Here is an 11,445-nt window from a genome sequence, read left to right on the forward strand (position 1 = left end):
TGTTCAAAAGCACCCCGAAACAATTTAGCGGATTGCTGATTGATCGATCATCGATACCAGCGCGGCGTATACACCCATTCGCGCGTGCCGTCGCGGGTGAAACGGCGCGTCGTCGACGAACCGACGATCACCATGGTCCGCATGTCGATCTGCCGCGCACCCAGCGCGCCGAGCGTCGTCGTGACGAGCGTTGCGCCCGGGCGGCCGATATCGCGGCCGAGCACGACGACCGTCTCCGGCGCGCGGTGACGGCGCACCGCGTCGAGCGCGCGATCGAACTGCACGGGGCGCGCACGCGACACGGGGTTGTAGAACGCAAGCACGAAATCGGCCGCCGCCGCGTGCTCGATGCGCTTTTCGATGATCGTCCACGGCTTGAGGTTGTCCGACAGCGAGATCATGCAGAAATCGTGGCCGAGCGGCGCGCCCGCCTCGGCGGCGGTGGCGAACGCGGCCGACACGCCCGGCACGATATCGAGTTCGACATTCGCCCAGCGCGCGTCGCCGGATGCGTCGAGCGCTTCGAGCACGGCGGCTGCCATCGCGAATACGCCGGGATCGCCGGACGATACCACCGCGACGCGCCGGCCACGCGCGGCAAGCTCGAATGCGTGGCGCGCGCGCTGCAACTCCTCGCGATTGTCGGAGACGTGCAGCCGCTGGTCGGCCCGGAACGGGCCGGCCATGTCGACATAGGTTGCGTAGCCGACGATATCGGTCGCGTCGGCGAGCGCGGCGCGCGCGGCGGGCGTCAGCAGATCGGCCCGGCCGGGGCCGAGACCCAGCACGGTGACGCGGCCGCGTGCGGCGCCGAGCGTCTCGGGGTCGACAGGGGCGTCGGCAATGGCGATCGCGAGGCCGCGCGGCGTTGCGGACGCGGGATGATCGCCATGCGGGGCCGGCACGCGCGACGCGTGCGACGCAGGCAGCGCGATGTCCAGCACGGCGGATGCGTCGCGCGCGTCGCCTTCGACGAAGCGCAGCGGCACGCGCAATGCGCGTGCCGCTTCGGTCAGCGCCGAGTCGCCGATATGGCGCGCGGGGGCGACGAGCGCGGCAAGCGCGAGCGGCGCGAGATCGTGCGCGGCGAGCAGCGCGGCGACGCGCGATGCGAGCGGGGGCTGTGCGGCGCGGCGGCCGGGTGTGGGGCTGGCCCGATCGCTATCGGGCCCGGTAAGGTCCCCGGTGCGCAATGGCGCATCATTGTGCGAACCAGCCGTGCGATCCGCGTCGTGCATATTTGCATCGTCATCCGAATCAGTGCGCGCATCGTCGCCGATTGCGACGACGACGCTGCGCGGATGAATCAGCAGTTCATGTGCCGCGCGTCGCGACGCATAGGGCGTGATCCGGATCGCATGCTCGGCGTGCGCGTCGCGCGGCAGCGCGACCTCGTCGAGCCACGGCGCCGCGCCGATGATTCGCGTGCCCGCGCCCGCCAGCAAGTCGGACACGAAGCGCTTGCCCGCATCGAGATCGGCAAGGGTGTAGCCGTCGGGCGGATTCAGCACGCAAGCGCCGAAGCGCAGCTCGCCGCTGGTCGTGATCGCGGGCGCGACGCCGAGTGCGCGGGCAATGTCCCGCGCCAGCAGATTCGCTCCGGTGAGGCCGCCGAGCAGCGGCACGACGGCGCTGCCGTCCTCGGCCACCGCGAGCACGGGCGGCTCGGCGCCTTTATCGGTCAAGCACGGCGCGATGCAGCGGATCACGATGCCGGCGGCGAACAGCGCGACGATCGGCACGCCGCGCGCATACAGTTCGCGCAAATGCGCGCCAAGCTCGGCGAAGGCGAGATCGCCTTGCGCGCGGCCCGCGAGCGCATGGATCTGCGCGCCGTCGTAGCGCGCGCGGATGCGCTGCGCGGCCGGCAGCGCGCCCGGCCCGAGTATCACGATCGCGGGCGCGGCCGTCATCCTTGCCATTTTTCCCCCGGTATCACGAGCAACGAAAAGTACGGCGACGCCATCGGATCGACTTGCGCGAGCGGCACGATGCGCTGCGTGTCCATCGTCGCGCGTTCGACATACAGCGCGCGCTGCGCGAGATCGAGTTCGTCGAGCACGCGGCGCACCTTGTCGAAATTGCGGCCGAGCTTCATGACGACGGCCGCGTCGGCGTGAGCGAGCCGCTCGCGCAATTCGTGCTCCGGCAGCACGCCGGATAGCACGGACAGACTCTGATTCCGGTAGACGAGCGGCACGCCGAGCACCGCCGCGCCGCCGAGCATCGAGCATACGCCCGGCACGACTTCGGCGTCGTAGCGCGACGCAAGCCGGTCGTGCAGGTACATGTACGAGCCGTAGAAAAACGGATCGCCCTCGCAGATCACGGCGACATCGCGTCCCGCGTCGAGATGGGCGGCGACGCTGGCGGCGGCCGTGTCGTAGAACTCGGCGATCACGGTTTCGTAGCAAAGCGGCGGCGGCAGTACCTCGGTCGTCACCGGGTAGACCAGCGGCAGTTGGATTTGCGCATCGCTCAGATGCGTTTCGACGATGCCGAACGCATTGCCTTTTTTCCCCTTGGCGACGAAGTGCGCGACGACGCTCGCCGCTTTCAGCACGCGCAGCGCCTTGAGCGTCAGCAGTTCAGGGTCGCCGGGGCCGACGCCGAGTCCGAACAGGCGGCCGGTTGCGCGAGTCATTCGGCCTCCGAAGCGAGTGCGTTGACGGCTGCCGCGACCATCGCGCTGCCGCCGCGCCGGCCGGCCACGGCGACGAACGGCGTGCCGCGGCTGTCGGCCGCCAGCAGCGCCTTCGATTCCGCCGCGCCGACGAAGCCGACCGGAAAGCCGAGAATCAGCGCGGGCCGCGGCGCGCCCGCATCGAGCATGTCGAGCAGATGGAAGAGGGCGGTCGGCGCGTTGCCTATTGCGACGACGCTGCCTGCCAGGTACGGCCGCCACAGTTCGAGCGCGGCCGCCGAGCGGGTGTTGCCGAGCTTGCGCGCGAGTTGCGCCACGCCGGGTTCGCCAAGCGTGCAGATCACCGGGTTGGCCGCCGGCAGCCGCGCGCGCGTGATGCCCTCGGCGACCATCCGCGCGTCGCAGAGGATCGGCGCGCCCGCCGCGAGCGCGGCGCGGCCGGCCGCGCCCGCATCGGCGGAAAATCGCAGATCGCGCACGATATCGACCATGCCGCATGCATGGATCACGCGCACCGCGAGTTTTTCGAGCTCGGGCGGCACGCCCGAGAGATCGGCTTCGGCGCGGATCGTCGCGAACGATTCGCGGTAGATCGCATCGCCGTCGCGAAGGTAGTCAAGCATCAATGTCGTCCTCAATGGGCCGCGCGCGGCGCGCGAGCACGGTGGCGGCCTCGTCGATCGTCAGGTGGCGCGCGACGGCGGCACCGAAGCCCGCCGCGCCGTCGCCCCGATAAAGGTCGTAATGGCCGGCGGCGGTCGCGACGAGCGTATGCGCGGCCGCGCGCGGCATTGCGCACAAACGGGCGCAGCCGCTGACGTGAAGCTCGGCGGCAGCCGTGAGCCGGGCGGCGAGCGCGAGCGCGTCGGCTTTCGTATCGGCGTGCGCGCGTGCGCAGCCGCTCGCGCCCGCGCATGCGACGACATGCGCGAGCGGCACGCCCGCATCGCAAACGAAGCCGAGGGCGGCGAGCCGGGCAAGCGCGTCATGCGCGGCATCGCGCGCAATGCCCGCCAGCATCACGCCTTGCCACGGTGTGATGCGCAGCGTGCCGTCGCCGTGTGAATCGGCCAGCGCGGCGAGCGCGGCGAGGCGCGCGGCGTCGAGCCGCCCGAGCGGCGGTTGCCCGCCGACGAAGCAGCGCGCCGGATCGCGCTCGGGCTCGATGCCGAAGCGCCGGGCCGGCTCGGCGCGCACGCGGCGCCAGCCGGCGAGGCCGGGATCGCGGCGCAGTGCAAACGGCAGCCGTGCATCGGCATGCGAAAGAAGCCGATCGACGGGTTGGAGCGCGCGCCAGTCTCGCATTCGCGTTGCACCGGCGGGCGCAAGCTCGATGAAACTCGTGATGAGCGCGCGCACGCATTCGACCGCTTGCTCCGGCGCGATGCTCGCAAGCGCGTGCTGTTGCGGCCCGATGCGCTCGCCGACGACGGGCGGGCAGCCGGCGAGGCCGAGCGCGAGCCGCGTGTGCCCGTGTGCGTCGTGCAGTGCGCACAGCCAGATGTCGTGCGGATGATCGAGCGCCGCCAGCCGCTCGCCGCCGTCGAGCAGCAGCGAGAATTTCGGCGACAGCGCCGCGCAGCGCGGCTCGGTTTGCAGCATCGCGAGCAGCGGCGCGGCGAGCGCGGCGCTGTCGACGAGCGCATGCGGATCGCGGCCGGCGGTCGGACTCAGCATCACATTGCGCACGCCGTCGCGCGCGCCGACGCAGGCCGCGCGCGATGCGTGCGGCAGGTCTTCGGTCAGCGGGCCGAGCCCGGCGTCGATCAGCGCGCGGCTGACGTCGGCGTCGCAACCGGGCTTTACGCCGCGCAATTGCAGGTTCGCGCGATTGGTCGCCTCGATCACGCCCGAGCCGAACGCATGCGCGACCGCCGCGATCGTGCGCGCCTGTGCGGCCGTGAGCGAGCCGCCCGCGAGCCGGATGCGGCACAGGCCGCCGTCGCGCGCGGCGACGATCCGCACGAGTCCCGGGCAGGCGCTGGCGCCGCGCGTCGCGTTTGGTGCGTGCGCAATGGCATCGGCATCGGCTGATAAAACCGCGGCGGTAGGATTCAACGGCGCTCCGGATAAGCGTCGCGCGACAGGCCGGGCACAGCGTGTGGCGCGCGGTGCGCGCAACGCAGGCTGATGCATCGGTACACCCCGCCCGATGTCGGCTGGCACGAACGAAACGTCACCGGCAGGTCTCCTGGCTGGCAGGTCGTCATCCACAGTGCGGCCTTCCCGGCAGCCGCGATGCGCGGCGTTGCCAGTGGCGTCAATCGGATGCGGACTCGCTGCTCACAGTTGCGGGGGCAGCCGCAGCGGCGCGGTGCGCTCTGCGTTCCCTGTTCGGCCCCGTGGGGCACCGGCGGACGGACACGGTATTATGCCTTTTTTCACGACGCCCGAATGCATTGTGCCGTGCGCGCGGGCGGAGTCTGAACGATCGACTGGGACAAGATGGAGTACGACGGATGACCGCGTGGCTGACGGTGCTGGGAATCGGCGACGACGGATATGCGGGGCTTGGCAAGCGGGCGCGGCGCGCGCTTGCCGATGCGGCGGTGACGATCGGCGCCGAGCGTCACCTGGCGATGCTGCCCGCGTGGCTTGCCACCGAGCGCGAACCTTGGCCGAGGCCGTTCGATGTTGCGCCGCTCGTTGCGCGTCGTCCCGCCCGCGTGTGCGTGCTCGCGAGCGGCGATCCGATGCTGTTCGGCGTCGGCGCGACGCTTGCGGGCATGCTCGCTCCGCACGAATGGCAGGTGCTGCCCGCGCCGTCGTCGCTGTCGCTCGCGGCCGCGCGCGTCGGCTGGGCGTTGCAGGACGTCGACGCCATATCGCTCGTCGGGCGTCCGCTCGCGACGCTGCATCGCTACCTTTATCCGGGCCGCCGCCTATTGGTGCTGAGCGCGGACGGCGCGACGCCCGCGGCGATCGCCGGCGCGCTCGTCGCGCGCGGCTTCGGGCCGAGTGCGATGAGCGTGCTCGAGCATCTGGGCGGGCCGCTCGAGCGGCGCGTCGATGTACGCGCCGACGCATGGGGCGGCGCGCGCGCGGCCGCGCTCAATCTCGTCGCGATCGAATGCCGCGCGCATGCTGGCGCGCCGCGTCTCGCGCTCACGCCCGGCTTGCCGGACGACGCTTATCGCCATGACGGCCAGCTCACCAAGCGCGAGTTGCGCGCGCTCGCGCTCGCGCGGCTCGCGCCCGCGCCGGGCGAACTGCTGTGGGATGTCGGCGCGGGCTGCGGGTCGATCGGCATCGAGTGGATGCGCGCGCACCCAAGCTGCCGCGCGATCGCGATCGAGGCGCATCCGGACCGGCAACGGCTGATCGAGCACAATCGCGATGCGCTCGGCGTGCCGGCTCTCGTGCTCGTCGCCGGCCGCGCGCCCGATGCGCTCGCGGGACTGCCGGCACCCGACGCCGTATTCGTCGGCGGCGGCGTGAGCCGCGCGGGCGTGCTCGATGCATGCTGGAGCGGCCTGAAGCCGGGAGGGCGGTTGATTGCGCACGCGGTCACGCTGCAAGGCGAAGCGGCGCTCGTCGCGTGGCGCGAGCGGCACGGCGGCGCGCTGACGCGCGTATCGATCGCCCATGCGCAGCCGCTCGGCGGCTTCGATGCATGGCGGCAAGCGTTGCCGGTGACGCTGTACGACGGGCGCAAACCCTGTGAAGAATCGTGCGGCTTCCAGGCGCTCGAAGCGGTCAGCGAGGCACGCGCGGCGGCGGCTGGCGGGCGCCACGCGAATCAGGATCTGTCGACCGATTTAGACGATTCGAACGATTCCCCCGCGCATGGCCTGAACGGGCGGCCGTCGGCCGACTCGTGCGCGCGCGATGGGCGCGGCGATGCGCTTTCGGACGGATCGACAATGAAAGCGGTAACGTCGCCGACGGGTATGCGTGCGATGGGCGTGCCGGCCCTCGGATCGGATACGCCGGGCCGCATGCCGCCGCGCATCGCGCCCGGATCTCCCCCCGCGGACGCCGCTGGGTCGCCCGAACCGGGCCCGTGCGCCGGTTCGCCGCCGGAGCGCGGATGATGCGCGACGAAACGCCCGAGCAGCCTGCGCCGCTGCGCTTCGGCTATACGACCGGCAGCTGCGCGACCGCGACATCGCTTGCGGCCGCGCGTCTGTTGCTTGCCGGGCAGCGTAGCGAGCTGGTCGAAATCGTGCTGCCGAAGGGCCAGCATGTGACGATGCGGCTCGAGTACTGCCGCATGCGCGCTGATGGCCACGCGGAAGCGGGCACCATCAAGGACGCGGGCGACGATCCCGACGTCACGCACGGCGCGCTGGTGTTCGCGCGCGTCGCGCTCGCCGGCGCGCCGGGCGTGCGCTTTCGCGCGGGGCCGGGCGTGGGCACCGTCACGCGCGCAGGGCTCTCGCTCGCGGTCGGCGAGCCGGCGATCAACCCGGTGCCGCGCCAGATGATCACCGAACATCTGAGCGCGCTTGCGGCCGAACGCGGCTATGCGGGCGGCTTTGACGTGGCGATTGGCGTCGAGGGCGGCGAGGCGCTTGCGCAAAAGACGATGAATCCGCGCCTGGGAATCGTCGGCGGACTCTCGATTCTCGGCACGACGGGCATCGTGCGGCCGTTCTCATGTTCCGCGTACATCGCGTCGATTCACCAGGGCATCGACGTCGCCCGGGCCAACGGCATGCACCACATCGCCGCATGCACCGGCAACGCGAGCGAGGACGCGGTGCGCGCGCGCTATGGCCTGCCCGATATCGCATTGATCGAGATGGGCGACTTCGCGGGGGCCGTGCTCAAGTATCTGCGCCGCGCGAGCGTCGCGCGGCTCACGCTGTGCGGCGGCTTCGGCAAGTTCAGCAAGCTTGCGGCCGGCCATCTCGATCTTCACAGCCGCCATTCCAGCATCGATATGCCCCAGCTTGCCCGATGGGCCGCCGATGCGGGCGCGAGCGCGGCGTTGCAGCAGGCGATCCGCGCGGCGAATACGAGCCAGCAGGCGCTCGCGCTCGCGCTCGCGGCGCGCGTGCCGCTTGGCGACATCGTCTGCGCGCACGCGCGCCGCGTGGCATGCGAGATCGTGCCGGCGTCGGTGGCCGTCGAGACACTCGCGATCGACCGCGAGGGCCGCATCGTCGGCGTTGCATCATGAGCGCGCGCCGTATCCTGATGCTCGGCGGAACGGGCGATGCGTTGCGCGCCGCACGCGCGCTCGGCCGGCAAGACGTGTACAGCCTCGCGGGCCTCGGCAAGGCGCCCGGCGATCTCGCCTGCCGTGTGCGCATGGGTGGTTTCGGCGGGGCCGACGGTCTCGCGCGCTACCTGCGCGACGAGGCAATCGCACTCGTCGTCGACGCCACGCATCCATTCGCCGCGCGCATCAGCGCGAACGCGGCCGCCGCCTGCGATGCGGCGCGCGTGCGCTATTGGGCGCTGCGCCGCGCGCCGTGGCGCCCGGGGCCCGGCGACGATTGGCGCAGCGTCGCGGATTGGGACGGCGTTGCCGCGGCGATCGCGCCGTTCTCACGGCCGCTTTTTACGCTCGGCCGCGAGCCGCTCGCCCATCTCGACGAAATCGCGCCGCACCAGCACTGGATCGTGCGCTGTCTCGACGCGCATCCCGGCAACGCGCGCGCGCACGTGCTCGCGGCACGCGGCCCGTTTACGGTCGATGGCGAGCGGGCGCTGTTTGCCGCGTGCGGGATCGACGTCGTCGTCAGCAAGAACAGCGGCGGGGCGGCGACGGAGGCAAAACTCGACGTCGCGCGCGAACGGCGCATTCCGGTGGTGATGCTCGAGCGGCCCGCGCTTCCTGATGCGGACCGCGAATTCGACGACGCCACCGCGCTTGCCGACGCGTTACATGCATTTCGCGCGGCATGATGCGCGGCGTGCCGTGCGTTTGCAGCCACATGCAACGCCGACGCGGCGGCGAACATGCGTGACGGCGCCGGGCACCGGTGCAACGGCAGCCGTGGCGGCCCACGGGCGGCCCTGCCGAGCAGGCCGGCGTGCGGCATAAAGGCGGTGCGATTGAGCGCGTGTGTCGCGCGGCCTTTCGCATGCCGAACCCCATTTTTTGCCGACGAATAACGGAGTCCTGAATGACGGTCTATTTCATTGGCGCGGGGCCTGGCGACCCCGAGCTGATTACGGTGAAAGGGCAGCGCCTGGTGCGAAGCTGCCCGGTGATTCTGTACGCGGGCTCGCTCGTGCCCGCTGCAGTGCTCGACGGTCATCGCGCCGAGCGGCTCGTCAATACGGCAGAACTCGATTTGGACGAGATTGTCGCGTTACTCGCCGATGCGCACGCAAAAGGGCAGGACGTCGCGCGCGTGCATTCGGGCGATCCGTCGTTGTTCGGCGCGATCGGCGAGCAGATCCGGCGGCTCGGCGCGCTTGGGATTCCTTATGAAATCGTCCCGGGCGTGACCGCGACGGCCGCGTGCGCGGCCGCGCTCGGTGTCGAGCTGACGCTGCCGGGCATCGCGCAGACCGTGATCCTCACGCGTTATGCGGGCAAGACGACGATGCCGGAAAGCGAAGCGCTCGCGGACCTCGCCGCGCATCGCGCAACGCTCGCGATCCATCTCGGCGTGCGGCACCTTGCGCGTATCGTCGACGACGTGTTGCCACACTATGGCGCGGATTGCCCCGCTGCAGTGATCTACCGCGCGAGCTGGCCCGATGAGCAGCGCGTGACGGGCACGCTCGGCGATATCGTCGATAAGATCGCGAACACGCAAATCGAACGTACCGCGCTGATTCTGATCGGACGCGTGCTCGATGCGCAAGGCTTCGACGATTCGACGCTCTATGCGAAAGATTGATCCGCGGCTTCGGGCGCGGCTCGAGCCGCGCCGAAGAAAACCGCATGCGTGATAAAGCGCGATATGACGCTACGCCGGCCACCCCACACGCGGCATAGCGGCATACGGCGTGCATCACGCGCCGCTTCGCACGGCGGCGGCCGCGTGGGGCGCAAAACGTGCGGCGATTCCGGCCATCACGACGCAGACGGCAGCCATGAAGCTCCAGGCCGGCGACAGATCGGCGACATTCTGCCGGATCACGCCGGCGACGAATGGAAACAGGCCCGCGATCAAGTAACCGATTCCCTGAACAAAACCCGTCAGCGCGCCGGCCTCGGCCGGATGCGGCGCATGATCGAGCGCGACGATCAGCGACAGCGGAAACAGCGCACCGATGCCGCAGCCGATCAGCAGCGACGCGGGCAATGCGCCGGCGAGCGGCGCCGCGATCAGAACGATCAGGCCTGCGAACAATGACGCGATCGCGGCGAAAATCGCGGGGCGGCGATCCGGCAGCCGGTCGATGAACGCCGATACGGCGAGGCCGGCGACGACCTCGGCGAGCGTCACGCCGCCGAGCAGGCCGCCAGCCGCCTCGGACGGCCAGCCAAGCGCCAGATAATAAGGCGGCAGCCATGCGAGCACGAGCGTATAGGCGCCCGTGCCGAGGCCGAAAAAGGCGGCCAGCAACCATGCGCGCGCGCCGGGCGTGCTGCGCGTAGCCGTGCGCGATTGCGCGGCGCGCGCGGCAGTCGGCGTGGCCAGCGGCCACAGAATGGCCGCCGCGACGGCGGGCAATGCCCAGGCGGCAAGCGCGGGCGCCCAGCCGGCCGTGCGCGCGGCAAACGGTGTCGAGACGCTCGCGAGCACGGCGCCGCCCATGATCGATGTCGAATAAAAACCCATGACGCTGCCCGCTCGCGCGGCGAATTGCGCCTTGATGAACGCGGGCAGCAGCGCTTGCACGGCCGCGATGCCAAGCCCCGCGCCCACCGCGGACGCCAGCAGCACGGCGGGCGAATCCGCGCCGATGCGCGACGCGCACGCAAGCGCGATCAGCACGACGCCGAGCCAGACGCCCGCCCTCACGCCGGTGCGATGCGCGAGCCATCGCGCGCTCAGCGCGCCCGCGCCCATCAATAAGATCGGCACGGTGGTCAGCAAGCTGGCGGCACTGTCGGATAAGCCGGTTGCACGCTGGATCGTATCGAGAAGCGGCCCGATCGACGCAAGCACCGGACGAAGATTGAGGCCGACCACGACAATAGCGGCAAGCCGCCAGGCGGAAGAATTGAGTAAGCGCATATCGGATGAGCGATGCACGAGGCTGGTTGCCAGCCGCGTACACCGCGTATAATTATCTCGGCATCAAGATAAATTCGGTTTATCTCGACGTCAAGATAACTGGGGTGACGAGGAGGGTTAATGGATCGTGCAGCGTATGCGGTTGAACAATGGCGGCGCGAGCGGCCGGATCTCGATGTGTCGTCGATGATCGTGCTTGGCCGGTTGCAGCAGGCAGCGCTCGTCATCGCGCGCGATGCGCTCAATCCGCTTTTTGCGCGCTACGGGCTGCAGCCCGGAGAATTCGACGTGCTCGCAACCCTGCGCCGCAGCGGCGCGCCATACGCGCTAACGCCGACCGAGCTTTACGATGCGGCGATGATTTCTTCGGGCAGCATGACCAACCGGATCGATCGTCTCGAAAGTGCGGGATGGGTCGAGCGGCGCAAAAATCCCGCGGATGGGCGCGGCACGCTTGTCGCGTTGACGTCCGATGGGTTTGCGCTGATCGACGACGCGCTGGCCGCGCACGTGGACAATCAGCGGCGCGTGTTGTCGTCACTCAGCGATGCGCAGCAGCGTCAGCTCGCGAAGTTGCTAGGCAAGCTATTGCAAGGGCAGGCGGGGAAATAGCGGCACGATCCGCGGCGGCGGCGGGGTGCGATAACGGCGTGGCAGACCGCCGTTGGGCGGCGCATATGAAACAAACGGCTCGTGCGAACGCGTTCGCAC

General features: G+C 70.3%; 9 protein-coding genes, 1 pseudogene and 1 riboswitch. Of the genes and pseudogenes, 5 read left to right on the plus strand and 5 right to left on the minus strand.

The genetic code is table 11. The annotated features are described in order from the left end of the window. Positions 1 to 47: 47 nt before the first annotated feature. From cobJ to cobG, 4 genes are read right to left on the minus strand one after another with little or no spacing between them, the layout of a single operon-like run. On the minus strand, positions 48 to 1,913 hold the full coding sequence (cobJ, locus tag BSIN_RS12245; protein WP_089340701.1) for a precorrin-3B C(17)-methyltransferase: 1,866 nt from the start codon (positions 1,911 to 1,913) through the stop codon (positions 48 to 50). Then, positions 1,910 to 2,644: a precorrin-2 C(20)-methyltransferase gene (locus tag BSIN_RS12250; protein ID WP_089340702.1), complete on the minus strand. Its 735-nt coding sequence runs from the start codon at positions 2,642 to 2,644 to the stop codon at positions 1,910 to 1,912. Before BSIN_RS12250 ends, cobJ begins: the two co-directional genes overlap by 4 nt. Continuing rightward, a complete protein-coding gene (locus BSIN_RS12255) occupies positions 2,641 to 3,267 on the minus strand; it encodes a precorrin-8X methylmutase (protein ID WP_089340703.1) in 627 nt (208 codons plus the stop codon). The genes BSIN_RS12250 and BSIN_RS12255 overlap by 4 nt, the downstream gene beginning before the upstream one ends. After that, complete coding sequence (gene cobG, locus BSIN_RS12260) at positions 3,260 to 4,702, minus strand: precorrin-3B synthase (RefSeq protein WP_369828178.1); 1,443 nt, start codon at positions 4,700 to 4,702, stop codon at positions 3,260 to 3,262. The genes BSIN_RS12255 and cobG overlap by 8 nt, the downstream gene beginning before the upstream one ends. A 106-nt stretch (positions 4,703 to 4,808) precedes the next feature. Further along, positions 4,809 to 5,014: riboswitch (cobalamin riboswitch) on the minus strand. An 89-nt stretch (positions 5,015 to 5,103) separates the two neighbouring features. Here cobG and cbiE point away from each other — a divergent pair. The 4 genes and pseudogenes from cbiE to cobM all read left to right on the plus strand — a co-directional run. Beyond that, a pseudogene (gene cbiE / locus BSIN_RS12265) lies at positions 5,104 to 6,303 on the plus strand (precorrin-6y C5,15-methyltransferase (decarboxylating) subunit CbiE); the annotation flags it as partial. Between the two features lie 371 nt (positions 6,304 to 6,674). Then, positions 6,675 to 7,769, plus strand: coding sequence for a cobalt-precorrin-5B (C(1))-methyltransferase (locus BSIN_RS12270; RefSeq protein WP_173678676.1), 1,095 nt, complete (start codon positions 6,675 to 6,677; stop codon positions 7,767 to 7,769). Beyond that, positions 7,766 to 8,500 carry a cobalt-precorrin-6A reductase gene (locus tag BSIN_RS12275; RefSeq protein WP_089340705.1) on the plus strand — a complete coding sequence of 245 codons (735 nt, stop codon included), beginning with the start codon at positions 7,766 to 7,768 and terminating at the stop codon, positions 8,498 to 8,500. The genes BSIN_RS12270 and BSIN_RS12275 overlap by 4 nt, the downstream gene beginning before the upstream one ends. Positions 8,501 to 8,721: 221 nt before the next feature. Next, on the plus strand, positions 8,722 to 9,447 hold the full coding sequence (gene cobM / locus BSIN_RS12280; RefSeq protein WP_089340706.1) for a precorrin-4 C(11)-methyltransferase: 726 nt from the start codon (positions 8,722 to 8,724) through the stop codon (positions 9,445 to 9,447). 114 nt (positions 9,448 to 9,561) lie between these two features. On the opposite strand, the gene BSIN_RS12285 is transcribed toward cobM, so the two are convergent. Then, positions 9,562 to 10,734, minus strand: a complete 1,173-nt coding sequence (locus BSIN_RS12285) for an MFS transporter (protein WP_089340707.1) — start codon at positions 10,732 to 10,734, stop codon at positions 9,562 to 9,564. Between the two features lie 120 nt (positions 10,735 to 10,854). Here BSIN_RS12285 and BSIN_RS12290 point away from each other — a divergent pair, with 120 nt between their 5' ends. Continuing rightward, positions 10,855 to 11,346: a MarR family winged helix-turn-helix transcriptional regulator gene (locus tag BSIN_RS12290; RefSeq protein ID WP_089340708.1), complete on the plus strand. Its 492-nt coding sequence runs from the start codon at positions 10,855 to 10,857 to the stop codon at positions 11,344 to 11,346. Positions 11,347 to 11,445: the final 99 nt, after the last annotated feature.

Origin of the sequence: Burkholderia singularis (assembly GCF_900176645.1) — a bacterium.
In the GTDB taxonomy this organism is placed as follows: Bacteria; Pseudomonadota; Gammaproteobacteria; order Burkholderiales; family Burkholderiaceae; genus Burkholderia; species Burkholderia singularis.

What these genes read in the sequence shown, in the direction of transcription:
- BSIN_RS12250 (WP_089340702.1), bottom strand. Translation starts at nt 2,644, where the DNA reads ATGACTCGCGCAACCGGCCGCCTGTTCGGACTCGGCGTCGGCCCCGGC.
- BSIN_RS12255 (WP_089340703.1), bottom strand. Translation starts at nt 3,267, where the DNA reads ATGCTTGACTACCTTCGCGACGGCGATGCGATCTACCGCGAATCGTTC.
- BSIN_RS12270 (WP_173678676.1), top strand. Translation starts at nt 6,675, where the DNA reads ATGATGCGCGACGAAACGCCCGAGCAGCCTGCGCCGCTGCGCTTCGGC.
- BSIN_RS12285 (WP_089340707.1), bottom strand. Translation starts at nt 10,734, where the DNA reads ATGCGCTTACTCAATTCTTCCGCCTGGCGGCTTGCCGCTATTGTCGTG.
- BSIN_RS12290 (WP_089340708.1), top strand. Translation starts at nt 10,855, where the DNA reads ATGGATCGTGCAGCGTATGCGGTTGAACAATGGCGGCGCGAGCGGCCG.
- cobM (WP_089340706.1), top strand. Translation starts at nt 8,722, where the DNA reads ATGACGGTCTATTTCATTGGCGCGGGGCCTGGCGACCCCGAGCTGATT.
- cobJ (WP_089340701.1), bottom strand. Translation starts at nt 1,913, where the DNA reads ATGACGGCCGCGCCCGCGATCGTGATACTCGGGCCGGGCGCGCTGCCG.
- BSIN_RS12275 (WP_089340705.1), top strand. Translation starts at nt 7,766, where the DNA reads ATGAGCGCGCGCCGTATCCTGATGCTCGGCGGAACGGGCGATGCGTTG.